The organism is Dietzia sp. NPDC055340 (genome assembly GCF_053645335.1).
This window is the reverse complement of the sequence record NZ_JBSHML010000006.1, coordinates 159,956-185,036: the sequence shown is the minus strand read 5'-3', so window position 1 is coordinate 185,036 and position 25,081 is coordinate 159,956. Positions and strand designations below refer to the sequence as shown.

Genomic DNA, 25,081 nt, shown 5'->3' with positions numbered 1-25,081 from the left:
TTCTCGACAGGCCGTCCAAACCCCTTACGCGTGGACGGCCCCACAGGAAAGGGACGCGAGAATGGCCTTCACCCTCCCCGAGTCGAACATCCCCCTCGACATCGATTTCGACCCCGAGTACCTCCGTCAGCGCTTCGCGGAGGACAAGCAGGCCCGGCTCCGGAAGGACCAGTTGGCCCAGTTCCAGGGCCTGTCCGACGTGCTCGAGGTGGACGACCGCGACCCGTTCAGTGAGCCGATCACCCGCGAGCCGGTCACCGAGGAGCTCGACGTGCTGGTCCTGGGCGGGGGTTTCGGTGGGCTGACCGCCGGGGCCTACCTCATGCAGAACGGCATCACGAACTTCCGGATGGTCGAGTACGGCGGCGACTATGGCGGCACCTGGTACTGGAACCGCTACCCGGGCGTGCAGTGCGACATCGAGTCACACATCTACATGCCACTGCTCGAGGAGACCGGCTACGTCCCCAGCCAGCGCTACGCCGACGGCTCCGAGATCTTCGAACACGCCCAGCGCATCGGGCGGCACTACGACCTCTACAGCCGTACCTACTTCCAGACCCGCGCGACCCATGCCGAATGGGATGAGGACCAGCAGCGGTGGGCGGTCACCACCGACCGCGGTGACCGCTTCCGCACCAAGTTCTTAATGCGCTGCAACGGCGCGCTGACCAAGCCCCAGCTGCCCAAGGTGCCCGGCATCGGCGACTTCCAGGGGAAGATCTTCCACACCAGCCGATGGGACTACGCCTACACCGGCGGCACCCAGGCGGGGAACCTGGAGAACCTGCGGGACAAGCGCGTCGCCGTGGTGGGGACCGGGGCCACCGGCGTCCAGGTGGTGCCGTATCTCGCGCAGGACGTCAAGGAACTCGTCGTGGTGCAGCGGACCCCGAGCGTCGTGCAGCCGCGCAACAACCGCAAGACCGACCCGGAGTGGAAGGCCTCGCTCGGGCCGGGCTGGCAGTACGAGCGGCACGACAACTTCAACGGCATCATCTCCGGCCACGAGGTCGAGGGGAACCACGTCGACGACGGCTGGACGCATCTGTTCCCGGCGCTCGGCGGGCAGCACCTGGTCGACACCCCTGTCGGGGACCTTCCGGCGGCCGACCAGGCGACGATCGCCGAGGTCGCCGACATGCAACTACTGATGGGCGCGCACGCCCGTGTCGACGAGATCGTGAGCGACCCCGCCACCGCCGACGGGCTCAAGCCGTGGTTCGGCTACATGTGCAAGCGGCCGTGCTTCAACGACGAGTACCTGGACACGTTCAACCGTCCCAACGTGACCCTTGCGGCGTCACCGAGTGGCATCGACGGGATCACCGCCACCGGGATCGTCGTGGCGGGAGAGCACCACGAGGTGGACTGCATCGTCTTCGCCACCGGGTTCGAGACCGGGTCCGGCCCGGCGGGGATCTACGGATACGACGTGATCGGCCGCGACGGGAACTCCCTGCAGGAGTACTTCTCTGACGGGGCCAAGACCTTCCACGGGTTCTTCACCCACGGCTTCCCGAACTTCGTCGAGCTCGGGATGACCCAGACGGCCTACTACGTCAACTTCGTCTACATGCTCGACCGCAAGGCACGGCACTCCGCCCGGCTCATCAAGCACATGTTGGACAACGGTCTCGGCACCTTCGAGCCGACGCTCGAGGCCGAGACCGACTGGGTGCGTAAGGTCCGCGAGTCCAACGAGCCCCGTATGGCCTACTGGGGCGCGTGCACGCCCGGCTACTACAACGGTCAGGGCGATGTGTCCAAGGCGGTGTTCATGGATGTCTACAACTCCTCGGAGATCGACTTCTGGAACATGATCGAGGACTGGTGGGAAGCCGGGCAGTTCGATGAACTGACCCTGGAGCCGTCGCGGTCCGCGCTGCCGGTCGGCTGAGGTCCGGGCGGTCGCACGGCGTGGCGCCCCGAGGGCCGGCCGACGGGGCCCGGGAGGCGCGGGGCACGCGGGTGGTCACTATCTGATCTGATGATCGGGCAGTGGCCCCGCGCGTCCCGCGCGGGCACCGGCGACAAGAGGATGTGCACCATGGAACCCCGTACCTCCCCGGCAGCCGCGGCCGCAGCCGTCGAGCCCCCGGTGCGCGACGACGGTGGCACCCGGCGGCGACGGATGTCCCGCGGTGAGGTCCAGCGGCAGGCCATACTCGATGCCCTCGAGGGCCTTCTCGGTCAGATGCCGGTCATGGAGATCTCCGTCAAGGACATCACCGACGCCGCAGGGATCAAGAGACCCAACTTCTACTTCTACTTCGAGTCCAAGGACGAGGTCCTGTCGGAGCTCGTGTCCTCGGTGTGGAACGAGTGGGACGCGGCGATCGGCAGCTACCACCGGAAGGCCGGCGAGTCACACGCGGACTACTTCGACAGGCTCTTCGTGGTGTCCCACTCCGTGTGGGTGCGCCGGGCGCGGGTGATCCTCTCCGGACTACAGGCCACCGGATACGACCTCACTCTCCGGGCCCGGTGGGACGCGCTGGATGCCGAGCTCAACCGGCAGCTCGCCGAGCAGATGGACCGGGACGCGGCCGCAGGGCTGATCACGCCACTGTCCACGGACCACCTCCGTCTGATCACCTCGGTGACCGACATGATCACCGCGGTGTTCTACAAGGACCGTCAGCGCGCACCGTCGCCGGGGGAATCCGAGCGGACCCTCGACAGCCTGCGGGTGATCTGGGTGGCGGCGTGGGGTCCGGTCGACGGCGCCTGAACCGATGCGGTTGAAGCCGCCCGGATGCTGCGTAGCGTGAAGCCATGACTGATCCCGACGCCGAACGGAACCATGACTCCGAAACACTGGGCGCCCCCGTGCCGGAGGGCCGGAACCCCGGGGACACGTCTCTACAGCGCGACCCGGACGACTGGGTCACCGGCGACGAGCCCATGACGCAGGCCCAGAAGAGCTACCTCGACACCCTCGCTCGTGAGGCGGGGGAGGAGCTACCCGCGACCCTCAGCAAAGCCGAGGCGTCCGAGCACATCGACCGCCTGCAGAAGGGCAACCCGCACCGAGGCTGACAGGGGTCGCCGACGTGGTGGGTGCTGGCCTCCGCTCAGATGGTCCGGCTCGTTTCACTCCGAGCTCGGGTAGCCACAAGGGTGATCCGTCCCGTAATCGGCCACCAGAAGGGCGGCGGCAGCACCGGGGGCGCTGCTGAAGGATGCTCGCACTGTGTCATAAGATGAGAATTATCTTACCGCGCATCCGTAAGTGGTCCTCTACTAGGGATTTAATCGATGATCAAACGCTCATTCGTGGTGGCCGGTCTGGCTGCCGCAGCACTGATGTCCGTGGCTCCGGCAGCCTCCGCCGCCGAGGTGTACATCGGCCCCTGGGCGGTGCAGGTTCCGGACGTCGCCCCGGTCGTGGTGCCGATCCCGATGGGGTCCGAGGCCGGTGCTCTCCCGCCACTGCCGTTCCCGCTCGTGTGGGACCTCCCGTTCATCCCGGCGCCTGCTCCGGCCCCCGCGCCCGTCGCCGCACCCGCACCCGCGCCGGCGCCTGTCGCCGCTCCCGCCCCTCGGCAGGCCCCAGCGGCCACGTACGTCGCCAATTGCACAGAGGCCCGCAGGCTCGCATTGCTCCGATCTACCGCGGCCAGGACGCCTACCGCCCGGCACTCGACCGGGACAACGACGGCGTGGCCTGCGAGTAAGGACGTCAGTGGGCACCGTGTCGGAGGGCCTGTCGCTGCGGCGGTGGGCCCTCCGACGTCTGACTGCGTCGTCATCTACCCCCGCCCCGCGGAGCGGGGGTAGTTACTTTTATCTTGATCAATCCAGATGAACCGGGTCGCCCTCGGTGATCCGACCGGGCTCGACCACCCGGAGGTAGACACCCAGATCCATGCCCGTGTTGCGGACCAGTGACTTCAGGATGTTCCGGTCGTGGGGCAGCTCGGCCTGGGGGAGGCCCACCATCACGCACCGCGCGATGGGCGTCGTGACCTCGCAGACCACGTCGCCGATGCGCAGCTGTCGGCCCACCCACTCGAACTCGGGGAAGCCCTCGGCGCCGGGCTCTCCGGCCACGATGACGTTCTTACGGAACCGTCGCGCGTCGATCAGCGAGTCCGGGACGGTGGCCTGCAGCGACCCCAACGCCGTGGTGGTGGCCAGCGAGAGCGGCATGGCGTCGAAGTAGGTGCCCCGCGGGGTGACGTAGTCGAACAGCTCGGCCAGCAGGTCCTCGGGAAGCGTGGAGAAATCCGGGAACGGGTCATCCGGACCCAGGTCCAGCTGAGCCCGTATGTCGGCCCTGGTGATCCGGCCGCGGCGGTAATGTTCGTGGTCGTCGGGTGAGCGGCGTGGCCACAGTGTGACGGTCCGGCCCGTCGCAGCGGACAGGGCGTCGTGGATCTCGTCGTCGTCGCTCCGGACCACGGTGCCATCAGGACACGTGATCTCGATTGCCGGCGTGGAATCGGCGGCGGGCTCCTCGAGATAGCGCGCGTGGAACTGCAGCAGCGAATTGATCCGCTTGGCCCCGCGGATCTCCGAGGCCTGCTCGTCGCGCACGGCCCAGCCCCGGTCTCCGGGGAAGCCCCACCGCTCGGTCACCTCCGTGGAGACGACGCGGTCTCCGCGCATCGACTTGACCGGGTATCGCCACAGCTCAGAAACCTCGCCCACCTGCATGGGCTCATGCTACGAGGTGGTGACGCATCTGACGTTGCCCGGGCCGGACCCGTGTGACAACCTCGATCACAGGACCCCGACACGGGGCCTCCGGCCGAGGGGTGCCGTACCCGGTGCGCGACGAGACGGCCCGCAGGAGGCCGTCATGGCGTGGATAGTTCTTGTCTTTTCCGGTGTTCTCGAGGCCGTGTGGGCCACCGCCCTGGGCCGGTCCGAGGGCTTCACCCGGCTCGGACCCTCCGTGGTGTTCGGAGTGGCGCTGGTCGTGAGCATGGGCGGTCTCGCCTACGCGATGCGGGACCTGCCCGTGGGCACCGCCTACGCGGTCTGGGTGGGCATCGGCGCCTCGCTGACCGTGATCTACGCGATGATCACGGGCGCCGAGCCGGTGTCCGTGCTCAAGGTGATCTTTCTGCTGATGATCGTCGGCGGCGTCGTCGGGCTGAAGGCCGTCAGCTGACGTCCGCCGAGTGCTGTGGCTCGTGATCGCGAAGCGGCAAGCCGCCGCGACCCCGGGAATGACCTAGGCTGGTCCGCGACACGGGGTGCCGCCCATCCGGGCAGCTGAGATCACACCCGTCGAACCTGATCTGGGTAGTTCCAGCGAAGGAATGTCGATACCGCGGCCGCGTCTCTGCGCAGGTAGGCGGGTATGCATCGCCACCCTTCGCGGGAACCGCCGGAAAGCGAGTGGCAGTGAATTCTGGGAACAGCGTGCGTATCGACGAGCAGGTAGTCCTGGTCACCGGCGGAGCCCGGGGCCTCGGTAAGGAAATCGTGCGGGCGTTCGGGCGCGAGGGCGCGCTCGTCGTCGTCAACTACCGTCGCAGCGCCGAGGCCGCGGCCGACCTGGTCCGTGAGCTCGGCGAGGACCGCGCCGTGGCGGTCCGGGCGGATGTGACCGACGACGACGAGGTACGCAGCCTCGTCGAGGCGGCACGTACCCACTTCGGACGACCGATCACGACGGTCATCAACAACGCCCTCGCCGACTTCGAATTCAACGGCGACGCCCGCCCCTCGCCCGAGACGCTGACCTGGGCGGACATGGAAGGACAGCTGCGCGGCGCCGTCAAGGCGACGCTCGCCACCACCCAGGCGGCGCTGCCGGGGATGCGCGAGGGCGGGTTCGGGCGGATCGTGAACATCGGTACCAACCTGTTCCAGCACCCGGTCGTGCCGTACCACGACTACACGGCCGCGAAAGCTGCCGCGCTCTCGCTGACCAGGACCCTGGCCACAGACCTCGGGCCGGACGGCATCACGGTCAACATGGTCTCGGGCGGGCTGCTGCGCACCACCGACGCAAGTGCCGCTACACCTGAAGAGGTCTTCGACCTCATCGCCTCGGGCACGCCGCTGCGTCGCGCGATCGAGCCCGCCGAGTTGGCGGACGCGGTGCTGTTCTTCGCCTCGCCGTGGGCGCGGGCGGTGACGGGGCAGAACCTCATCGTGGACGGTGGTCTGGTCAAGGGCTGAGAGGAGACGCTGTTTCAGCGAGCCCTCACGACTCGACGACGTCGTGAGGGGCTCTGACGTCCGACCCATGACAGATGTCACCGGGTAAGTCGTGACAGCCAGCCCTGTTCAGGCGGGCGCTGGCCGACGATCGTGGAGGCATGGTCAAGCACAGCCCAGCCCACACCCCACCCGCCGAAGCCACGGCCACGGGTCGTTCTCCCGGTGTCGGTCCGCGGCCGCCGGCTCTGGAGTTCCGGGACCTGGGCCAGACGTTCACGGTTCGCGGATCCGGACCCGTCCGCGCGATCCGCGGGCTCGACCTGCGCATCGACCCCGGAGAGGTGGTCGCGCTCCTCGGCCCGAACGGTGCGGGCAAGACCACCGCGCTCGACATCGCCCTGGGGCTGACCGAACCAACGGAGGGCCAGGTCCGGGTGTTCGGCGAGGCCCCGCGAGAGGCGATCGCGGCCGGCCGGATCGCCGCGGTGCTCCAGACCGGAGGTCTGCTCGCCGACCTGACGGTGGAGGAGACGGTCCGCGCGATCGCGGCACTCTACCGCCGGACGCTGTCGGTCGGGGAGGTGCTCGAGCGGGCGGGGATCGCCGAACTCGGCGGCCGCAGGGTCGCCCGGTGCTCGGGTGGTGAGCAGCAGCGCCTGAGGTTTGCGCTCGCGCTGCTGCCCGATCCGGACCTGCTCATCCTCGACGAACCCACCGCCGCGATGGATGTGGGGACCCGCCGTGAGTTCTGGGCGACCATGCACTCTGAGGCCGCATCCGGGTCGACGATCATCTTCGCCACGCACCACCTGGAGGAGGCGGAGGCGTTCGCCGACCGCATCGTGTTGATGGCGCGGGGGCGGATCGTCGCCGACGGCCCCGTCGACCGCGTCCGCGCCATGGCCGCCGGCAGTCGCGTGACCGCCGTCTGGGACCCGATGGCGGGAGAGCCGTCGCCGGAGGAGTTGCCCGGTGTCACCGCCGTTGACCGCACGGCTGCCCGGGTGATCCTCACCAGTTCGGACAGCGACGCCACCGCGCGCGTCCTTCTCACCGAGACGTCCGCGCGCGAGGTCACCATCTCGGCCAGGTCGCTGGACGACGCCTTTGTCACCCTCACCGCCGATGGTCCTGCAGACCCTGCACTGGCCGACACGGCACCCGTCGACCCTGCCGCTACCGACACCGATCCGGAGGCCACCCGATGAACGTCACCTACTGGGCCATCGACCTGCGCCGGACCCTGCGCGACATCACCAACATCTTCTTCATCGTCGGCCTGCCGCTGGTCATGTACTTCGTGTTCGGCAGCGCGCAGAGCTACCGCGATGCACCCGTCGCGCACGGCAACGTGGGCGCCGTCGTCATGATCTCGATGGCCGTCTACGGCGCGGTCACCGCCACCACCGCCATCAGCGGTGGGGCCGCCCTCGAGCGTTTCCAGGGGTGGGGCCGCCAGCTCGGACTCACCCCGTGGAGCGGCGCCGGCTTCGTGGTGACCAAGTCCGCCGTGGCCATGACCATCGCGGCCGTGCCCGTCCTCACCGTGGGCATCGCCGGCGCGGCCACCGGCGCGCAGGCCACACCGCTGGCCTGGGTGCTCTCGCTCGGCGCGGCGTGGCTCGGCTCCGCGGTCTTCGCGGGCTACGGACTGAGCGCGGGAATGGCGTTCCGCTCCGAGTCCGCGTTGGGGGTCGCGGGCGGCAGCCTGGTCCTGCTCGCGTTCGCGGGGAACCTGTTCATCCCGCTGTCGGGCGTGATGCTGGACCTGGCGCGCTTCACACCGCTCTATGGGGTCAACGCGCTGGCCCGCTATCCGATCACCGGCGGCGTGGTGGCCGACGGCGTGGTCGATCCGGTGTGGTTGCCTGTGCTCAACGTGGTTGCCTGGGCCCTCATACTGGGTACGACAGCCGCGGTGCTGGTACGTCGCCGCCGCGGTCGGGTGTGAGGAGCGACCGGGCATGACGAGCGGTGAGAGTACGACGACGACAACGGCAACGCGTGCGTCCCCGTCACCAGTGGCGGACGGGGAGGTCAGCGCGAAGTCGGTGAACGATGAAGCAGCTGCGGGGCCGTCGCGGTGGCGGCGATTCCGCTCCGCGATCACCGGTCCGAGTGTGCTGTTCTCGCTGATCTGGCAGGTCTTCCTGATCTACCCGATCCTCGCTGTGGTCTTCTCCGGGGCCCCCGCCGCGCCCACGGTGCTGGGGCTGGTCTCGATCGCGGCGTTCTCCGCGGTCTATCTGATGGCTTTCGCCTCGCCGGCCGTGACCGAGGGATACCCGCTACACCTGCGCAGCTCCGGTGCCGCCGGACCATCGGGGCGAGTCGCCGGCGATCTCCGCGACCCTGCCCGGGAGGAGCCCGCGCCGCTCGGGCTGGGCTACCTGGCCGGGCTCGTGATCTGCACTTTCGGGACCCTCCCGGCGGCCGGGCTGAACGGGCCGGTCAACTTCGTCCCGTTCCTCGCCTGCTTCGTTGCTGCCGCGTGGCCGATCCGGCGGAGCGTGCCGACCGCGATCACGCTGATCGTCATCGGCACCGTCGCGGCCCTGGTCGAGAAGACGTGGGGGATGCTGGTCCCGGGGTTCCTGGTGATCCCCGTGGTGCTGTCGATGCTGGGCACACGGATCTCGGTCGGCATCAGCGACCGAGAGGGCCATTACCGGCGGGCGCTGGGTGTGGCAGAGGAGCGCGCAAGGGTCGCGCGCGACCTGCACGACGTCCTCGGACACACCCTGACGGCGCTGACGATCCGCGCCCAGCTGGCCCGGGCGCAGCTCGACTCCGACCCGGACGCCGCCCGGGCCGAACTGGAGAACATCGAGAACCTCACGAGGACCGCCCTGTCGGAGATGCGGCAGACCGTGTCCGGCATGCGGGTGGCGGATCCGGTGCAGGAACTCGCCGGCCTGACCGATTCCTTGCATACCGCGGGTATCGATGTCGTCGTCGTCGGGTCCCCTTCTCTCCTCCCGGACGCGCGGTCGGGCCTGGTGGCCTGGACTCTCCGCGAGGCCGGCACCAACATCGCCCGCCACTCGGGCGCGGGGAACGTGACTGTCGAGTTCTCCCGCGACCGGCTACGGATCACCGACGACGGCGTGGGGGTCGACGCTCGCCGCGCCGCCCACTCTGACGTCGGCCGGACCATCTCGGCTCCGGCGGGGCAGGGCCTGCCGGGGCTCGCGAGCCGGGCCGAGGACGCCGGCGCACGGTTCGTGGTCCGCGACCGGGGCGCGGCGGAAGCGGCGTCGGTCACCGGCACCGTCGTCGAAGTGGGGTGGCCGCGATGACCGAGCCGATCCGGATCATCCTCGCCGACGACCAGGCGCTCGTGCGGGGCGGGCTCGCGGCACTGCTGGCGATGGAGCCGGACATCGAGGTGGTGGCCGAGGTGGGCCGCGGCGACGAGCTCGAGGCCGCGGTCGCCCGGCATCTGCCCGACGTGTGTGTGGTGGACATCGAGATGCCGGGCGGTGACGGCATCACCGCGACCCGGCGCATCCGACAGGACCATCCGGACGTGCGGGTGCTGATCGTGACGACCTTCGGGCGGCCCGGATACGTCAACCGGGCTCTGGAATACGGGGCCGGTGGATTCGTGGTCAAGGACACCCCGGCGCGCGAGCTGGCCGAGGCCGTTCGGAAGGTCAACGCGGGGGAGACGGTGGTCGATGCCCAGCTGGCACGGGAGTCGATGGCCGCCGGCCCGGACCCCCTGACCCCGCGCGAGAAGGACGTCCTGCGCGAGGCGCTGACAGGGGCCCGCATCGCCGACATCGCGGCCGAACTACATCTGACGCAGGGGACCGTTCGCAATCACCTGTCCTCGGCCATCGCCAAGACCCACACCTCCACCCGCGGCGAGGCGGCGAGGGAGGCGCAGGTGCGTGGCTGGCTGTGAGGTCTGTCGACCCAGCCCGCTCACCGGCGGGCGGCCGGGTGGAGTGCCCGCCCCCGCCGGTCGGGCTGATCAGGCGGACGGCGAGGTGTTGGTGCCGCCGTCGTTGATCTCGAAACGCGTCCACTCACCGTCCATGTCGACCTGCATGGCGTAGCCGAGGGAATCGTCCGGGACCTCGATGGTCTTGAACCAGTCGTAGGCCTTGGTGTCGTCGGCGAACTCCTTCTCGTCGATCACGTTCTGGTCGGGATCGATCACGCGGTAACGGGGCATGACTGCTCCTTCGTTCGGGTGTTGTCGCTTCCGCTCGCAGTCTGGGTGATCGAACAGGCGCCCGCATCCGGTCCGGCGCCCCGCCTCAACCGGTGGTGGCCAGGCGGTCGGCCTCCTTGAACTCGATCACGGGGTCGCTGTGGTTGTGCTCGTAAGGGGCGGCGGCCTCACCCGTGGTCCGCGCGGCCTTGATGTCCTCCCACTGCTCCAGGGGCGTGCGCGGGTCGCCGAATCGCTCGCGCGCCCACTGCGGGGAGTGGGTGCGCGGGCTGTCGGCGGGGACGCCGCGGACCGCCGGCTCGATGTAGCGGACCGCGCGTGGGCAGATCCGCTCGACCATCCACATCATCGCGTCAGGATGGGCGGCCACCCGGTAGAACGCCTTCCAGAAGGCGATCGCGGCGGTGTCTACGGCGCGGGACTGGCGGACACCGAGCATCGGACGCATCCATCGCGGGTAGGTCGCGATGATGCTCGCCCGCAGGACCGGCCGGCCGAGTTTCCGCAGCACCTTGGGCACGCGCGGCTCGATGGTCTCGAAGCCGTTGAGAATGTGGTCGACATTCGCGATCGCGGCCTCCGACGCGGAGAGGCGGTCACGCCAGTCGTCGAAGTACTTCTGCACCTCGCCGCGGGTACGCGGCACCTGTTCCTGGCGGATGGGCTGGACCTCGGCGGCGATCGCACACTGCCGCCAGTACTCGTTCTCCTCGTCGCGGCTGAGCCGGCCGGGGCCGAAGGTCTCGTAGACGTAGAGGATCGAGTGCCACGCGGTGATGTGGATCCACAGCTGCGAATCCGGGTCGTTCGAGTCGTACTCGTTGCCGGTCACCTTGTTGGTCCCGTAGGCCCGGGAGTGGACCTTCATGAGGATGTCGGACATCTTGATGACCGTCGGCGTATCGGCGAAGAGCACCGCCGAGAAGTACTCCATGGTGCGGTCGTAGCGCAGCGGGGTCCGCTGGATCACCTGGCCGGTCTCGTCCACCGCGGCGGTGAGATCGGGGTCCAGATGCTCGATGGTCACCGCCCGGGCGAAGCCCTGGAGGGCGGAGGCGGGAAAAGTCCAGACCTTCCACGCCACGGAGCCGGGGCCGAAAAGCCCTTCGTCGCTTCGGTTCTTGGTGGGTCTTGCCACGTTTTCCCCCTCGGAAGTAGCCTGCGTGAAGAAGCTCACAGCAGTTGCCGGAGAGTATTGGACACGAGCCGACCATTTGTAAAGCGTTCTCGCTAAGTTACTGGTCAACGCGCTGCCTTTCCGAGTGATCTCGCACATCCTCCTACGGCGCGTACGGTCGAACTCCCGACCCCAGGAGGCCACCGTGACCGCCGATCGCCCCGGCAATCGCCCGCACTCGACCACTGAGATACCGGAGCCGGCCCCGACCGTGGACCCGGTGACCAAGCATCCGATCGAGATCCCCTTTCAGTCGCAGCCCGCCCCCGGGCTGGCTTCCGAGCTGGTGCCCCGGGCCGACCACGGTGAGAAGTCCTGGGTGGGGCACGGGCGGCTCGAGGGTCGCCGGGCGCTCATCACCGGTGGCGACTCGGGGATCGGACGGGCGGTGGCGATCGCCTACGCGCGGGAAGGTGCCGACGTGGCGATCGGCTATCTGCCGTCCGAGCAGTCCGATGCCGATGAGGTGGCCGAGCTCGTCGGTGAAGCCGGACGCAACTGTGTGCTCCTGCCGGGGGACGTCGGCCACGAGGAGACGGCACGGGGGATCGTCCGCGACGCGGTGGCCGGTCTCGGCGGTCTGGACGTGCTGGTGCTCAACGCCGCGCGCCAGACCTACGTGGAGAACCTGGAGGATCTGAGCTCAGAGCAGTGGGCCGAGACCATGAACGTCAACGTGAACGCGCCGTTCTGGCAGATCCAGGAGGCGCTTGCGCACCTGATGCCCGGATCGAGCGTGATCTTCACATCGTCGGTGCAGGCCTACACCCCGTCGGCCGGCCTGGTGGACTATGCGACGTCGCGGGCGGCGGTCAACACCATGTCCAAGTCTCTCGCCCAGCAGCTCGCCCCGCGCGGGATCAGGGTGAACGCGGTGGCGCCGGGCCCGTTCTGGACCGCGCTGCAGGTGAGCGGCGGCAAGGACCCGGAGCAGCTGCCGTACCACGGGCAGAAGAGCCCGCTGAAGCGACCCGGGCAGCCCGCCGAGATGGCGGGCGCGTACGTCTACCTGGCCTCGGAGGAGTCGTCGTACACCACGGGTAACACGCTCTCCGTGACCGGCGGCTCGCCGACCCCCTGACCGCGGCCTTCCACGACATGGGGCCGGCGCCGGAGCTGGGTTCGCCCTCCCGGCCGCGATGGGCAACGGCCGGGAGGGCGAGTTCGTGGGGAGGGGCGGATCAGGTGTCGTGGATCAGGACCCCTCGCATGATCTTTCCGTCCTGCAGGTCCTGGTAGCCCTGGTTGAGGGTCTCCAGGGTGTAGGTGGTGGTGATCAGCTCGTCCAGCTTGAGCTTGCCCTCGTCGTACAGGCGCAGCAGCTTGACGATGTCGTACTGCGGGTTGGCGGATCCGAAGAGCGAGCCCTTGATGGTCTTGCCGAACAAGGCAAGCTGCGTGCCGCTGACCTGCACGGTCTTGTCGGTCATGTTGCCCAGTCCGGTGATCACCACAGTTCCGCCCTTGCCGATCACGTCAAAAGCGGCGGACACGACCGGCTCGTCGACGGTGCCTACCAGGATGAGCGCCTGATCGGCCATCTGTCCCCAGGTCAGCTTCTCCACGGCGGCGTGGGCCTCCTCGGCCGTGGCGAAGGCGTGCGTGGCGCCGAACTTCATGGCCTCGTCACGCTTGAACTGGACGGGGTCCACCACCACGACGTGGCGGGCGCCCGAGTGAACGGCTCCCTGGACGGTGTTGATGCCCAGGCCGCCGATACCGTAGATCACCACGGTGTCGCCCTGCCGGACGCCGCCCGTGTAGACCGCTGTGCCCCAACCCGAGGGCACGCCGCAGCCCACGAGGACGGCCTTGTCCAAGGGAAGCCAGTCGTCCACCTTGACGACCGAGTGCTGTGAAATCACCGAGCGTTCGGAGAAGGTGCCCAGCATGCACATGGCGCCGAAGTCCTTGCCGTCCGCGTGGAACCGGAAAGTGCCGTCCGGCATGTGGCCCTCGAGGATGGTGGCGCCCATGTCGCAGAGGTTCTGCCGACCGGTGGAGCAGTAACGGCAGGTGCCGCAGTTCGGGATGAACGAGCAGACGACGTGGTCTCCGGGCTTGACCTTGGTGACGCCGGTGCCCACGGCCTCGATCACCCCGGAGCCCTCGTGCCCGCCGACGATCGGGAAGCGGGGCGGCAGCGAGCCGTCGGAGAGGTGGAGGTCGGAGTGGCACAGGCCGGCGGCCGTGTACTTGATCAGCACCTCACCGGGGCCCGGATCGTCCAGGTCCAGTTCGATGATCTCGAAGGGCTGGTGGAGATCGAACAATACTGCTGCTTTGGTCTTCATGAGGAGGTCCTTTCGAAAGAGCGCGGCCCGCGGGGGAGCGGGGCCAAGGGAACGGGCCGGCGCGGCCCGGGCGGCCGCGACGCGGGTCTACAGCTGGATGTTGACCGAGCGGGTCTGGGTGTAGAGGTCGAGCGCGCCGGCGCCGAGCTCGCGGCCCCAGCCGGACTGCTTGAATCCGCCGAACGGCATGGCGGTGTCGAAGCCGTTGTACTGGTTCACCCACACGGAACCGGCCTGCAGGCGGCTGGCCACCTGGTGGGCCTTGGAGAGGTCCTTGGTCCAGACGCCGGCGGCCAGCCCGTACATGGAGTCGTTGGCCTGGCGGACCGCGTCGTCGACGTCGGAGAAGCGCAGGGCGGACACGACGGGACCGAAGATCTCCTCCTTCACGACCCGGTCCTCGGGCTTGACGTCCACGAACACCGTCGGCTGGATGAAGAAGCCGGTGTCGCCGTGGCGGGCCCCGCCGGTCAGGGCGCGACCGCCGTCCTCGATTCCGGCGCGCAGGTAGTAGGACACCTTGTCGAACTGGTCTTGGTCCACGACGGGCCCGAGCACGGTGTCGGGGTCGAGTCCGTGGCCGATGGTGGCCTGGGACGCGGCGTCGGCCACGGCCTGGGTGAACTCCTCGTAGATGGAGTCCTCGACGTAGAGACGCGTGCCGGCGGTGCAGGCCTGGCCGTGGTTGAACATCCACGCGGCCACCGACCCGGCCACGGCGGCGTCCCAGTCACAGTCGGCGAAGACGATGTTGGCACTCTTGCCGCCGAGCTCGAGGGAGACCTTCTTGAGGTTGCCCTTGGCGGCATCCACGATGAGCTTGCCGACCTCGGTGGAGCCGGTGAAGGCCACCTTGTCGACGTCGTCGTGGCCGGAGATGGCGGCACCGGCGTCGCCGAAGCCGGTGATGATGTTGACCACGCCGTCGGGCACGCCGGCCTCCTGGCAGACCTCGCCGAGCAGGAGCGCGGTGAGCGGGGTCTGCTCGGCCGGCTTGAGGACGAGGGTGTTGCCGGTGGCCAGGGCGGGGCCGAGCTTCCAGGCGGCCATGAGCAGCGGGAAGTTCCACGGGATGATCTGACCGCATACGCCCACGGGGACGCGCTGGGTGTAGGCGTGGAACTGCTTGTCGCCGGCGAACGGCATGGACACGGGGACGGTGGAGCCCTCGATCTTGGTGGCCCAGCCGGCGTAGTAGCGGAACACGTCCGCGGCCCAGGCCACGTCGACGGCGGTGGCGATGCCCACGGATTTGCCGTTGTCCAGCGCCTCGATCTGTCCGAACAGTTCGGCCTTGGCGTCGAGCAGGTCGCCGATGCGCCACAGGATCTGCTCGCGCTCACGCGGCTTCATGGTGGCCCAGGCGCCGTCGTCGAAGGTGCGGCGCGCGGCGGCCACCGCGCGGTCCACATCCTCGGGCCCGCCGTGCGCGACCTGGGTGATCTCGTTGCCGGTGGCGGGGTCGTAGGTGCCGAAGGTGCGGCCGTCGGCGGCGTCGACCCACTGGCCACCGATAAGCAGGCGATGCGGGCGGGCCAGGAAGTCGCGGGCCTCGGCGCCCAGGCGCTCGTCGACGGGCGCGGCGGAGCCGGTGTCGCGGGAGAGTGTGCCGGTCATGTCTACCTCCGAAGTCGGTGGCGGCCTCGGTGTGAGGCCGGTCACAGACCACTATGGAGGAGGGTCAAGGGCTCGGAGTGTTCAGATTCTGGACAATCTACGACAGGTCGAACTCGCGCATACGGGCGTAGAGGGTGGTGCGGCTGATGCCGAGCCTGCGCGCCGCCCGCGACCGCACACCGTCGCACTCGGCCAGCGCCGCGACGATCGCGTCGTACTCGCCGCGCGCGAGCGCCCCGGACGTCGGTGGTCGTCCCGTCCGGGCGCGCGAGGGCAGGTCCCCCACGTCGAGCCGCGGCGGGGTCCGCCCCTCGATCCCGTCCAGGCATTCGGTGAGGACCGCGCGGAGCGAGACCAGACCGTTGGGCAGGTCGAGACCGCCCACGGCGTCGATGAACCGCGAGGTCACCGTGGGTGCGGCGGCGCCGCGCGCGGTTGCGAGCGCGCCGACCATGGCGTGCACGATCCCCTCGAGTTCCGCGCCGCGTTCGTGCAGGGGGCGCACCGTGGTTCGTGCGCCGCACGCGTCGAGCGCCTCGGTCACGGCGGGGCGCGGGTTGTCGCGACAGGTGACGACGACGAGACCGTTCTCCATCGCGTTCAGTCGCGAGGCCAGACGGCGTAGATCAGTGTCCTCGAGGAGATCGATGTCGTCGAGAACCAGAGGGATGCCCCGGTCGCGGTGTTCCCGCAGGGCGGGGACGGCCAGTTCCTGCCAGGCCTGCCGGGCATGGTCCGCACCGGCCAGCCGCACGTGGACAGCCTCCGGGCCGGCGGTCGCCAGCGCCGCGGTCGTTCTGCCGGAACCCGACGGGCCCACCACGGCGTGTGCGCCGCGGTTCGCTTTCCGGTGGACGGTCCGCCGGGCAGCCGGCTTGTCGTCGTCGTCGGGAAACGACAGGTCGACAAGGTGGCCGCGGCGCCCGACCCGACTCGTGCTGACCCCCACCCGCCCCACCGACAGTTCCACGACATCCGCCGTCTCGCCCCGCTCCACCATCCGCCGCAGCGCCGCGATGTCCTGGGCGGCCAACCGCTCGAGGCTGGAGTTGGAGGCCAGGACCACCTCGTCGCCGAAGGCGCACGTCGGAGAGTCGGAGGAGCGCGTGCGTTCGACGAAGCGTCGCCACAGCTCGCGGTCGTCGCCCCGCGCGGTATCCACGTAACGGGCCTCGATATCGGCGACGATCTTGCGCACGAACGGCGCGAACAGGCGCGAGGCGTCGGCGTTCATGCCGGACAGGTTCACCGCGCCGACCATCCGGCTGGTGAGCGGGTCGATGATGGGGTGACCGTAGCAACTGAAGTCGCGCAGGACCTCCGCGAAGTGCTGCTCGCCGTGGATGAACACGCCGCGGCGCGTCTCGAGGGCGGTGCCGATCCCGTTGTTGCCCACCGCGTCCTCGGTGAGGATCGCACCGTCGTCGACCCCGCGCTGGAGCAGCATCCTGGAGATCCGTGCGGCGTCCCGGACCGTGCGGATGACCTGGCCCCCACGATCGGCCAACAGGAGAGTGGCACCGGTGTCCCGGAGGGCGGAGTCCAGATCGTCCAGGATCGGGCCGGCGGCCTCGGCGAGACGGTTGGCGCGCGTGGCGTGCGGGTCGGGGCTACCCGGGCGCGCACTCTGCGGGGTGAGGCCGCACAGCTCGGACCGGCGCCAGGCCAGGGTGTGCTGGTCAGGGCCGGGGGCAGGCGAGAGCGGATCGGCGAGGGGGGTCAAAGGTCACCTCCGGTGAGCGCGCGGGTGTGATCCGCACCATACCGCCGAAACCGCGTGCAGGACGACGGCGCTGGTGATCTCTCAGGTTGGGGACGGGTGGCGCGCGGCGTGCGCCGGGTGGAGCAGATGGTCCGGCGGTCCGGCCGCCCGCGTCGGCCCGGGCCGGGCTGCGAGGCGGGCCGAGACCGCGTCCGCGCACTCGGTGACGGCCTCCACGGCGCGGAACACGGCGCGGCCGGTCATCCGACGGCCGGGAGCCACCGCCACGGACCCCACCGCGCGGCCGTCCGCCCGCAGTACGGGCGCGGCCACAGAGGCCACGGCCAGGTCGGTGGCGGCCGTGAGTTCGGAGTCGGTCACGTCGATCTCGGACAGTTCCACGAACAGCTCCGACACACGGTCGCGCACGAGTGCCCCGATGCCCGACGCCTCCAGCGAGTCCGCCATCCGCAGCAGTTCGCGGCGCGCCGGGGTGAGCCGCTCGATGGACCAGCCGCGGCGGGCGATCTGCGGCAGCACCAACTCGAGGCGGTCTCTGGCGGCCGCGGTCAGTTCCCCCGACCCCGCCAACCAGCGTCGCTGCTCGGCCAGGAGGAACCGAGAGGCGAGCTCGCGGGCGAAGGGTGCGCGGATCGGGACCACGTGTCCGACGGGCATCACCTCGCGGGAGGCGGTACGCATGCCCGCGCCCACGGAGTCCACGACCTGGGCCATCCCGTCCCGGGACTCGAAGACCACGGCGGCGATCCCGGTCGCGTCGGCCAGGGCCTCGAGCGGCTGGCGGGCGGCGCGGACCAGGTCGGCCCCGGCGGCCAGCTGTGCCCCCACCTGGCGCAGGCGCGGTCCCGCACGCCACCCGCCGTCTGTCTTCTCGGCCCACTCGTCGGCCTGCATCCCGGTGAGCACGGCGTGCAGGGTCGAGCGGCTGGCGCCGACCTCGCGTGCGATCTCCGCCAGTGACAGGGGTGGGCCGTCGGTGGCGAGTGCCTCGACCACGGCCAGTACCCGATGCGTGGGTTCGTGTCGCATAGTCGACACCCTATGTCGATTAACGGATGAACGGCCACCAATTGTGTTCACGGAGGTGGAAATCCGGCCCGTGCGACGCACGATGGAGCAGATACCAGGGACAGACAGATCTGTCTGCCCGCTGTCCGGTCGGCCCTCCCGCCCGGGCCCACGACATTGGAGGTCGCATGACGACGAGGTCGGCGGTGACGCTCTCGCATCTCGACGCGCTCGAGGCGGAGTCCGTCCACATCTTCCGCGAGGTAGCCGCGCAGTTCGAACACCCGGGGATGCTGTTCTCCGGGGGCAAGGACTCCGTGGTGATGTTCCACCTGGCGCGAAAGGCCTTCTGGCCCGCGCCGATGCCGTTCCCGCTCATGCACGTCGACACGGGCCACAACTTCGACGAGGTCATCGACTACCGCGACCGCGTCGTCGACGAGACCGGGGTCCAGCTGCTCGTGTCCTACGTACAGGACGACATCGACGCCGGTCGCGTGGTCGAGGAGACCGGGCCCGGCACCAGCCGCAACCGCCTCCAGACCACCGCCCTGCTGCGTGGCATCCAGGAGAACCGCTTCGACGCGGTCTTCGGCGGGGCCCGCCGCGACGAGGAGAAGGCCCGCGCCAAGGAGCGCGTCTTCTCCTTCCGCGACTCCTTCGGCGCCTGGGACCCGCGCGCACAGCGCCCGGAGCTGTGGAAGCTCTACAACGGCAAGCACCGCAAGGGCGAGCACATTCGCGTCTTCCCGCTCTCCAACTGGACCGAGCTGGACATCTGGCAGTACATCGAGCGGGAGGACATCGACCTGCCGCCGATCTACTACGCGCACGAGCGCGAGGTGATCGAGCGCGACGGCATGCTCCTGGCCAACACCCGCTTCCTCGAGACCCTCCCCGGCGAGGAGGCCCGCACCGAGCTGGTCCGCTTCCGCACCGTCGGTGACGCCACCTGTACCGGCTGTGTGGAATCCGACGCCGTCGACAACGCCGCCGTGGTGGCCGAGGTCGCGGGAACCCGCGTCACCGAGCGTGGCGCCACCCGCGCCGACGACCGCATCTCCGAGGCCGGCATGGAAGACCGCAAGAAGGAGGGGTACTTCTGATGAGCACCGCGACCACCGAACCCACCACCGACTACACGACCGGGGACGCCGTGCTGCCCGAGGGGCACACCATGTCCGACCAGGCGCAGCTGCTCCGCATCGCCACCGCGGGATCCGTGGACGACGGCAAGTCCACCCTCATCGGTCGCCTGCTGTTCGACTCGAAGGGCATCTTCGAGGACCAGCTCGCCTCCATCGAGGCCACCTCCGCCAAGCGCGGCGACGAGTACACCGACCTCGCGTTGCTCACCGACGGGCTGCGGTCCGAGCGCGAGCAGGGCATCACCATCGACGTGGCCTACCGCTACTTCTCGACCCCGCGGCGCAAGTTCATCATCGCCGACACCCCGGGCCACGTGCAGTACACGCGCAACATGGTCACCGGCGCGTCCACAGCGGACGTGGCGATCATCCTCGTCGACGCCCGCAAGGGCGTGCTCGAGCAGACCCGGCGGCACGCCTTCCTGTCGGCACTGCTGGGCATCCCGCGCCTGGTCGTGGCCGTCAACAAGATGGACCTGGTCGACTACGACGAGGCCACCTACGAGGCCATCCGCACTGAGTTCACCGACTTCGCCGCCAAGCTCGAGGTCCACGACGTGACCTTCGTGCCGCTGTCGGCGCTCAAGGGCGACAACGTGGTCAACAGAGCGGTCGAGTCCGCTGACCCGATGCCGTGGTACACGGGCCCGGCGCTGCTCGATCACCTTGAGAACGTGCACATCGCCTCGGATCGCAACCTCACCGACGTCCGGTTCCCGGTCCAGTACGTGATCCGGCCCCAGCGCGCCGACGGACTGGATCACCGCTCGTTCGCGGGCACCATCGCCGGCGGGATCATCAAGGTCGACGACGACGTCGTTGTCATGCCGTCCGGTCGGCAGTCAACGGTCAAGGCGATCTGGGGTCCGGGCGGGGCCGAGCTGGATGAGGCCGCCGCACCCGCCGCCGTGACCATCGCGCTCAACGACGAGATCGACATCGTTCGCGGCGAGATGATCGCGCGGCCGGGCAACCGCCCGCACCAGGGCACCGAGCTCGAGGCCATGGTCTGCTGGTTCGCCGACGACGCGACGCTGACCACCGGCAAGCGGTACATCATCAAGCACACCACCCGCGACACCAAGGCGATGGTGACAGGCGTGGAGTACCGGCTCGACATCAACACCCTGCACCGCGACCCGGACGCCACCGAGCTCGAGCTCAACGAGATCGGCCGCATCGGCCTGCGCACGCAGAACCCGCTGATGTACGACCCGTACCGCCGCAACCGCGACACCGGGGCGTTCATCGTCGTGGACGAGCTCTCCGGCGACACGGTCGGCGCGGGCATGATCATCGGGCCCGCCACCAGCGGCTCGAACGTGGTCTGGCACGCCGGGACCGTGCAGCGAGGTGACCGCGGCCAGGGCCGCACCCTGTGGTTGACCGGCCTGTCGGGCTCGGGCAAGTCCACGATCGCCTCCGAGGTCGAGCGGCTGCTCATCGAATCCGGGCATCCCGCCTACATCCTGGACGGCGACAACCTGCGCCACGGCCTCAACGCCGACCTGGGCTTCTCCGCCGAGGACCGGGCCGAGAATATCCGCCGCACCGCGGAGGTGGCCGCACTCTTCGCGGACGCCGGCGTTGTCGTCATCTGCTCTCTCATCTCGCCCATGCGCGCCGACCGCGACGCGGCGCGCGCCGTCCACGCCAAGGCCGACCTGCCGTTCACCGAGGTGTTCGTCGACACGCCCCTGGCCGAGTGCGAGGCCCGCGACCCCAAGGGCCTCTACGCCAAGGCGCGCGCGGGCGAGATCGCCGAGTTCACCGGTGTCTCCGCGCCGTACGAGCCACCGCTGACCCCGGACCTGCACATCCGTCCCGAGGACGGCACCGCAGAAGAGGTCGCGCAGCGGATCGTCAGCACGCTCCTGGGAATCTGAGTCGGTGCCCGAGGCGCTCTGGACCTACGACTCACTGGGCCTCCTGGTCGTCAGCGCCGTGATCGGCGTGGTGATCGGTCTGACGGGGATGGGCGGCGGCGCGCTGATGACGCCCGCGCTCATCCTCTTCGGGATCCCGCCCACCGCCGCGGTCGCCAACGACCTGGTGGTCAACGCGGTCAACAAGGTCGTCGGCGCGGGCGTGCACTGGCGGCACGGCAAACCGAACCTCAAGATCGCCTTCTGGCTGATCATCGGCTCGGTCCCCACCGCGTACCTCGGCGCCTGGCTGGTGCACGCGGTGGGTGCCGAGGATGTGCAGGGGATGCTCAAGATGGCGATCGGGGCGACGCTCATCGTGGCCTCCACCGCCTACTTCCTCCGGGCGTTCTTCGAGATGTCGGGCAGGATACGAACGGGCGACGACGCGGACCCGCCGGTCAAGCCCGTACTCACCCTGCTGGTCGGTGTGGTCGGTGGCCTGATGGTCGGCATCACCTCGGTCGGATCGGGGACCGTCATCATGATGTGCATCATGCTGCTGTACCCCACGCTGGCGGCGCTGCGGCTGGTGGGAACCGACCTCGTGCAGGCCGTCCCGCTGGTGATCGCGGCCGCGATCGGGCACGTCATGGTGACCGGCGTCGACTGGACCCTGCTGCTGCCGCTGCTCGTGGGCGGCGCCGTGGGAACGTTCTTCGGCTCGAGGTTCGCCGGTCTCGTGCCGGGCGGGCTCATCCGCCGCGGGATCACGATCGTGCTGGCTGTGACCGCCTCGGCGATGCTCGGCGCCTCGCCGCTGCTGATCGGCGTGATCGCGCTGGTGTTGCTGACCGTCGGCCCGCTGGTGTGGAAGTTGCTGGTGCGTCGCTACTCAGTGCATCTGGGCCAGCCCGCAGAACCGGCGCGCGTCTGACGCCGGCCCGCGCGGTACGACCCGTGCGGTCCGGTGGCGCGTCACCCATCCGCGGGTGACACTCCTGCGGTGCCCAACACCGACCTCATGTACGCGGTCGTCGGAGCGGCGCTTCTCGTCGGTTCCATCCTGCCGCGACTGCTCCGGGAGCGGGTTCTGTCCGCGCCGATCGTCGTGGTTGGCGTCGGCATGCTCATCGGTTGGCTCATGCCGAGTGAGTCAACACTCGTCGATGTCATCGAGCACGCGGAGCTCGCCGAGCGGATGGCGGAGGTCACCGTCATCGTCGCGCTCTTTGGCGTCGGGCTGGCGCTCGACCGGCCACTGACCTTCCGCGGCTGGAGCACCACGTGGCGCCTGCTCGTCATCGGGATGCCGCTGTCGATCGCCGGCGTCGCGATGCTCGGGTGGTGGGCCCTTGGCCTGACCCCGGCGGTCGCGGTTCTTCTCGGGGCCGTACTCGCCCCTACCGACCCGGTGCTGGCCTCCGACGTGCAGGTGGAGGGGCCCGGGCACGGGGAGGGCGAGAAGGTCGACGACGAGCACGACGAGGCCCGCTTTGCTCTCACCTCGGAGGCGGGCCTCAATGACGCACTCGCGTTCCCGTTCGTCTACTTCGCGATCTTCCTGGCCACCAGAGGGCCGCTCTCGGAATGGGGGTGGTCGTGGGCGGCGTGGGACCTCGTCGGCAAGACGGTCATCGGGGCCGTGGCCGGGTGGATCATCGGCCGGCTGGTGGGCGCGGGCCTCTACCGTGTCCGCATCGGGGAACACCGCCTGGTGGGGTACGCCGAACCCGCGGCCGCGGTGGCCACTCTGCTCCTGGCCTATGGAATCGGCGAGTTGGTGGGCGGCTGGGGATTTCTGGCGGTGTTCTGCGCGGCTCTGGGAGTGCGCGCGGCCGAGCGACACGACGAGAAGCACGCCCGCGCCCACGAGTTCATCGAGTTCACCGAGCATCTGCTCACGCTGTTGGTCCTGCTGGTGATCGGGGCATCGTTCATTTCGGACGCGATCTTCCGGCTGGAGTGGTCGCACGCCGCGGTCGCTGCCGGAGTCCTGCTGGTGATCAGGCCGCTCACGGCCTGGGTCGCACTGCTGGGCGATCGCAGGCTGCGGCGCCCCGAGCGCCTCTTCGTCGCCGCCTTCGGGGTGCGGGGCGTCGGATCACTGTTCTATCTCTGCTACGCCATGGGCTACTTCTCGAAGGACGACGGCTGGTCACTCTGGCCCGCGGTGTCACTGGTGATCGTCGCGTCCATTGTCCTCCACGGTGCGGCGGCGTCCCCGGCCTTGAGAGCGCTCACGCACTACCGTCGGAGGAGCCGGACGACCTGAGGTCGGCCGCCGGCGTCAGCGAGGCTCCCACGCGTCGGTGTCGAGCGTCAGCTCGTGGACCTCGCCCGGCAGCTGCCCGTTCGCCAGATCGGCGATCGTGACTGCGTCCATCACCCGGCGCAAGGCCGCCCGCGAGGCGATCCACACGTGCTGCAGGACCGCGGCCCGTTCGTTGTAGACCACCGACTCCGGACGGACGTCGTAGACGCTGACGAGGGGGCCGTCGACGGCCCGCAGGACATCGGCGACGGTGATCCCCGAGGCCTCGCGGCCCAGGAACCACCCACCGGTCTTGCCGCGGCGGCTGGCCACGATGCCGGCCCTGCGCAGGTCGGACAGGATCGCCTGGAGAAAACCGTGCGGTATCTCCTGTCGCCGTCCCAACTCCTCCGCGCTCAGCGGGTTCTCGCGGGGATCGTCGTCGGGGCTGGCCAGCTGGGCCGCCGCGAGTTCGACGAGCGCGCGCAGCGCATAGTCCGATTTCGCGGTGACCCTCATGCGGAACAGTGTCCCAGAGCCGGGCCGGCGCCGGGCAGGGGAGTGGGGCGCCCCGGCCCGGGTCAGGCGGGGTCACGTGCGCGCGGGGTCCGTTTCCTCGTCCGCGGCGGGTCCGGCCGCGGTGGTTGTGGTCCCGTCGACGGCCTCGTCGTCGTCCCGACCCCGGGCCCCGCGCTCCACGGCGCCGTGGTCCCGGACGCGCCGCTCGGCGCGCACCGCCCACACGATCCCGGCGATCCACGCGGCGGCCAGGGCGACCAGGATCGGCGTCACGGCGGACGCGGGCGCGTCGGCCCAGAGCAGCAGGGTGCGGGAGTTGGTCACCACGATCAGGCCGCCGGCCGCGGTGCCGAGCACGCGCGCGGGCAGGTGCTTGACGAGCCAGGCCGCGAGCGGCGCCACGAGCACGCCGCCGATGAGCAGCGCGGCGGCGTAGCCCCAGTTGATGCCCGCCGCGCCCAGCCCCACGAGGAAGCCGAGCGAGCCACCCACGGCCACCACGAACTCGGAGGTGTCGATGGAGCCGACGACCTTGCGCGGCTCGACCCGGCCCGAGGACAGCAGGGACGTGGTGCCGACCGGGCCCCACCCGCCGCCGCCGAGCGAGTCGAGCGTGCCGCCGACCAGCCCGAGGGGTACGAGGAACCCGGTGCGGACGCGGCCGCGGAATTCGGGCCGACGCCCGCCCAGGGCGAGGAAGCGGTACAGCACGTACAGGCCCAGCGCGAGCAGGATTGCGCCGACGACTGGGGTGGCCGCGTCGGCGGGGAGGCTTGACAGGACGGTCGCCCCGGCGAAGGCGCCGATCGCGCCGGGGACAGCGAGGATGCGCACGATCCGCCAGTCCACGTTGCCGAGTTTGTGGTGGGAGATCCCGGAGGCGAGCGTGGTGCCGATCTCGGCGAAGTGCACGGAGGCCGAGGCTGCCGCCGGCGCGATTCCGGCGGCGACCAGCAGCGTCGTGGACGTGACGCCGTAGGCCATGCCCAGCGACCCGTCGATGAGTTGGGCGATGGCGCCGACGACGCCGAGCACGATGAGTGTCTTCACGGATGACCCTTCAGGGTAGTGACTTCATTAAGTTGACTAGAACAGTAGACATAAGCGACGGGCGCTGTCTAGACCGATCTGTCTACGCCGTTGGCGTCCGCTGTTTCGGCCCGCCTCCTA

24 protein-coding genes and 2 riboswitches are annotated in these 25,081 nt (G+C 69.7%); of the genes, 15 read left to right on the top strand and 9 right to left on the bottom strand.

What is annotated here, in order from left to right; all coding sequences use genetic code 11:
* The first annotated feature begins 61 nt into the window (after positions 1-61).
* The 4 genes from ACWIFB_RS06520 to ACWIFB_RS06505 all read left to right on the top strand — a co-directional run bounded on the left by ACWIFB_RS06520 (position 62) and on the right by ACWIFB_RS06505 (position 3,680).
* Positions 62-1,900, top strand: coding sequence for a flavin-containing monooxygenase (locus ACWIFB_RS06520; RefSeq protein WP_454057693.1), 1,839 nt, complete (start codon positions 62-64; stop codon positions 1,898-1,900).
* Between the two features lie 150 nt (positions 1,901-2,050).
* On the top strand, positions 2,051-2,734 hold the full coding sequence (locus ACWIFB_RS06515) for a TetR/AcrR family transcriptional regulator (RefSeq protein ID WP_454057692.1): 684 nt from the start codon (positions 2,051-2,053) through the stop codon (positions 2,732-2,734).
* Between the two features lie 44 nt (positions 2,735-2,778).
* On the top strand, positions 2,779-3,042 hold the full coding sequence (locus ACWIFB_RS06510; RefSeq protein ID WP_454057691.1) for a DUF3072 domain-containing protein: 264 nt from the start codon (positions 2,779-2,781) through the stop codon (positions 3,040-3,042).
* Between the two features lie 143 nt (positions 3,043-3,185).
* Positions 3,186-3,680, top strand: a complete 495-nt coding sequence (locus ACWIFB_RS06505) for an excalibur calcium-binding domain-containing protein (protein ID WP_454057690.1) — start codon at positions 3,186-3,188, stop codon at positions 3,678-3,680.
* Between the two features lie 118 nt (positions 3,681-3,798).
* Here ACWIFB_RS06505 and ACWIFB_RS06500 read toward each other — a convergent pair whose 3' ends face one another.
* Positions 3,799-4,662: an MOSC domain-containing protein gene (locus tag ACWIFB_RS06500; protein ID WP_454057689.1), complete on the bottom strand. Its 864-nt coding sequence runs from the start codon at positions 4,660-4,662 to the stop codon at positions 3,799-3,801.
* A 68-nt stretch (positions 4,663-4,730) separates the two neighbouring features.
* Positions 4,731-4,797: riboswitch (guanidine-III (ykkC-III) riboswitch) on the top strand.
* Positions 4,798-4,807: 10 nt separating this feature from the next.
* Between ACWIFB_RS06500 and ACWIFB_RS06495 the strand changes: the two genes are divergently transcribed.
* From ACWIFB_RS06495 to ACWIFB_RS06470, 6 genes are all read left to right on the top strand, one after another.
* Positions 4,808-5,122 carry a DMT family transporter gene (locus ACWIFB_RS06495; RefSeq protein ID WP_454057688.1) on the top strand — a complete coding sequence of 105 codons (315 nt, stop codon included), beginning with the start codon at positions 4,808-4,810 and terminating at the stop codon, positions 5,120-5,122.
* A 71-nt stretch (positions 5,123-5,193) separates the two neighbouring features.
* Positions 5,194-5,291: riboswitch (TPP riboswitch) on the top strand.
* A gap of 67 nt (positions 5,292-5,358) precedes the next feature.
* On the top strand, positions 5,359-6,141 hold the full coding sequence (locus ACWIFB_RS06490; RefSeq protein ID WP_454057687.1) for a 3-oxoacyl-ACP reductase: 783 nt from the start codon (positions 5,359-5,361) through the stop codon (positions 6,139-6,141).
* A 140-nt stretch (positions 6,142-6,281) separates the two neighbouring features.
* Entirely contained in the window at positions 6,282-7,331 is a 1,050-nt protein-coding gene (locus ACWIFB_RS06485) for an ABC transporter ATP-binding protein (RefSeq protein ID WP_454057686.1), read from the top strand.
* Complete coding sequence (locus ACWIFB_RS06480) at positions 7,328-8,074, top strand: ABC transporter permease (RefSeq protein WP_230928382.1); 747 nt, start codon at positions 7,328-7,330, stop codon at positions 8,072-8,074. Before ACWIFB_RS06485 ends, ACWIFB_RS06480 begins: the two co-directional genes overlap by 4 nt.
* 100 nt (positions 8,075-8,174) lie before the next feature.
* The gene (locus ACWIFB_RS06475) at positions 8,175-9,422 is read left to right on the top strand and encodes a sensor histidine kinase (RefSeq protein WP_454057685.1); all 1,248 of its coding nucleotides are present in this window, start codon (positions 8,175-8,177) and stop codon (positions 9,420-9,422) included.
* A complete protein-coding gene (locus ACWIFB_RS06470) occupies positions 9,419-10,033 on the top strand; it encodes a response regulator (RefSeq protein ID WP_452098474.1) in 615 nt (204 codons plus the stop codon). Before ACWIFB_RS06475 ends, ACWIFB_RS06470 begins: the two co-directional genes overlap by 4 nt.
* Positions 10,034-10,102: 69 nt before the next feature.
* Here ACWIFB_RS06470 and ACWIFB_RS06465 read toward each other — a convergent pair whose 3' ends face one another.
* Both ACWIFB_RS06465 and ACWIFB_RS06460 read right to left on the bottom strand, forming a co-directional pair.
* Entirely contained in the window at positions 10,103-10,306 is a 204-nt protein-coding gene (locus ACWIFB_RS06465) for a hypothetical protein (protein ID WP_230928379.1), read from the bottom strand.
* Positions 10,307-10,391: 85 nt separating this feature from the next.
* A complete protein-coding gene (locus tag ACWIFB_RS06460) occupies positions 10,392-11,444 on the bottom strand; it encodes an oxygenase MpaB family protein (protein WP_454057684.1) in 1,053 nt (350 codons plus the stop codon).
* Between the two features lie 250 nt (positions 11,445-11,694).
* On the opposite strand from ACWIFB_RS06460, the gene ACWIFB_RS06455 reads away from it, so the two are divergent.
* On the top strand, positions 11,695-12,564 hold the full coding sequence (locus tag ACWIFB_RS06455; RefSeq protein ID WP_454057705.1) for an SDR family oxidoreductase: 870 nt from the start codon (positions 11,695-11,697) through the stop codon (positions 12,562-12,564).
* Positions 12,565-12,664: 100 nt separating this feature from the next.
* On the opposite strand, the gene ACWIFB_RS06450 is transcribed toward ACWIFB_RS06455, so the two are convergent.
* The 4 genes from ACWIFB_RS06450 to ACWIFB_RS06435 form a co-directional block, all read right to left on the bottom strand.
* Positions 12,665-13,777, bottom strand: a complete 1,113-nt coding sequence (locus ACWIFB_RS06450) for an NDMA-dependent alcohol dehydrogenase (RefSeq protein ID WP_454057683.1) — start codon at positions 13,775-13,777, stop codon at positions 12,665-12,667.
* An 87-nt stretch (positions 13,778-13,864) separates the two neighbouring features.
* Positions 13,865-15,394, bottom strand: coding sequence for an aldehyde dehydrogenase family protein (locus ACWIFB_RS06445; RefSeq protein ID WP_454057682.1), 1,530 nt, complete (start codon positions 15,392-15,394; stop codon positions 13,865-13,867).
* Between the two features lie 97 nt (positions 15,395-15,491).
* On the bottom strand, positions 15,492-17,117 hold the full coding sequence (locus ACWIFB_RS06440) for a helix-turn-helix domain-containing protein (protein ID WP_454057681.1): 1,626 nt from the start codon (positions 17,115-17,117) through the stop codon (positions 15,492-15,494).
* Positions 17,118-17,198: 81 nt separating this feature from the next.
* Complete coding sequence (locus ACWIFB_RS06435; protein ID WP_454057680.1) at positions 17,199-18,146, bottom strand: helix-turn-helix domain-containing protein; 948 nt, start codon at positions 18,144-18,146, stop codon at positions 17,199-17,201.
* Between the two features lie 167 nt (positions 18,147-18,313).
* On the opposite strand from ACWIFB_RS06435, the gene cysD reads away from it, so the two are divergent.
* The 4 genes from cysD to ACWIFB_RS06415 all read left to right on the top strand — a co-directional run bounded on the left by cysD (position 18,314) and on the right by ACWIFB_RS06415 (position 23,413).
* Positions 18,314-19,231, top strand: coding sequence for a sulfate adenylyltransferase subunit CysD (gene cysD, locus ACWIFB_RS06430; RefSeq protein WP_454057679.1), 918 nt, complete (start codon positions 18,314-18,316; stop codon positions 19,229-19,231).
* Positions 19,231-21,159: an adenylyl-sulfate kinase gene (gene cysC / locus ACWIFB_RS06425; RefSeq protein WP_454057678.1), complete on the top strand. Its 1,929-nt coding sequence runs from the start codon at positions 19,231-19,233 to the stop codon at positions 21,157-21,159. The genes cysD and cysC overlap by 1 nt, the downstream gene beginning before the upstream one ends.
* A 4-nt stretch (positions 21,160-21,163) precedes the next feature.
* Positions 21,164-22,075 (top strand): sulfite exporter TauE/SafE family protein, encoded by a 912-nt coding sequence (locus tag ACWIFB_RS06420; RefSeq protein ID WP_452098481.1) that lies wholly within the window; start codon positions 21,164-21,166, stop codon positions 22,073-22,075.
* 69 nt (positions 22,076-22,144) lie between these two features.
* A complete protein-coding gene (locus ACWIFB_RS06415; protein ID WP_454057677.1) occupies positions 22,145-23,413 on the top strand; it encodes a cation:proton antiporter in 1,269 nt (422 codons plus the stop codon).
* Positions 23,414-23,428: 15 nt separating this feature from the next.
* Here ACWIFB_RS06415 and ACWIFB_RS06410 read toward each other — a convergent pair whose 3' ends face one another.
* A complete protein-coding gene (locus ACWIFB_RS06410) occupies positions 23,429-23,911 on the bottom strand; it encodes an RrF2 family transcriptional regulator (protein WP_230928370.1) in 483 nt (160 codons plus the stop codon).
* A gap of 72 nt (positions 23,912-23,983) precedes the next feature.
* Positions 23,984-24,961: a sulfite exporter TauE/SafE family protein gene (locus ACWIFB_RS06405; RefSeq protein WP_454057676.1), complete on the bottom strand. Its 978-nt coding sequence runs from the start codon at positions 24,959-24,961 to the stop codon at positions 23,984-23,986.
* Positions 24,962-25,081: the final 120 nt, after the last annotated feature.

Coding starts and splice junctions, on each gene's coding strand:
- ACWIFB_RS06520 (WP_454057693.1), top strand. CDS start 62: ATGGCCTTCACCCTCCCCGAGTCGAACATCCCCCTCGACATCGATTTC.
- ACWIFB_RS06515 (WP_454057692.1), top strand. CDS start 2,051: ATGGAACCCCGTACCTCCCCGGCAGCCGCGGCCGCAGCCGTCGAGCCC.
- ACWIFB_RS06510 (WP_454057691.1), top strand. CDS start 2,779: ATGACTGATCCCGACGCCGAACGGAACCATGACTCCGAAACACTGGGC.
- ACWIFB_RS06505 (WP_454057690.1), top strand. CDS start 3,186: ATGCTCGCACTGTGTCATAAGATGAGAATTATCTTACCGCGCATCCGT.
- ACWIFB_RS06500 (WP_454057689.1), bottom strand. CDS start 4,662: ATGCAGGTGGGCGAGGTTTCTGAGCTGTGGCGATACCCGGTCAAGTCG.
- ACWIFB_RS06495 (WP_454057688.1), top strand. CDS start 4,808: ATGGCGTGGATAGTTCTTGTCTTTTCCGGTGTTCTCGAGGCCGTGTGG.
- ACWIFB_RS06485 (WP_454057686.1), top strand. CDS start 6,282: ATGGTCAAGCACAGCCCAGCCCACACCCCACCCGCCGAAGCCACGGCC.
- ACWIFB_RS06480 (WP_230928382.1), top strand. CDS start 7,328: ATGAACGTCACCTACTGGGCCATCGACCTGCGCCGGACCCTGCGCGAC.
- ACWIFB_RS06470 (WP_452098474.1), top strand. CDS start 9,419: ATGACCGAGCCGATCCGGATCATCCTCGCCGACGACCAGGCGCTCGTG.
- ACWIFB_RS06465 (WP_230928379.1), bottom strand. CDS start 10,306: ATGCCCCGTTACCGCGTGATCGATCCCGACCAGAACGTGATCGACGAG.
- ACWIFB_RS06450 (WP_454057683.1), bottom strand. CDS start 13,777: ATGAAGACCAAAGCAGCAGTATTGTTCGATCTCCACCAGCCCTTCGAG.
- ACWIFB_RS06445 (WP_454057682.1), bottom strand. CDS start 15,394: ATGACCGGCACACTCTCCCGCGACACCGGCTCCGCCGCGCCCGTCGAC.
- ACWIFB_RS06435 (WP_454057680.1), bottom strand. CDS start 18,146: ATGCGACACGAACCCACGCATCGGGTACTGGCCGTGGTCGAGGCACTC.
- cysD (WP_454057679.1), top strand. CDS start 18,314: ATGACGACGAGGTCGGCGGTGACGCTCTCGCATCTCGACGCGCTCGAG.
- cysC (WP_454057678.1), top strand. CDS start 19,231: ATGAGCACCGCGACCACCGAACCCACCACCGACTACACGACCGGGGAC.
- ACWIFB_RS06410 (WP_230928370.1), bottom strand. CDS start 23,911: ATGAGGGTCACCGCGAAATCGGACTATGCGCTGCGCGCGCTCGTCGAA.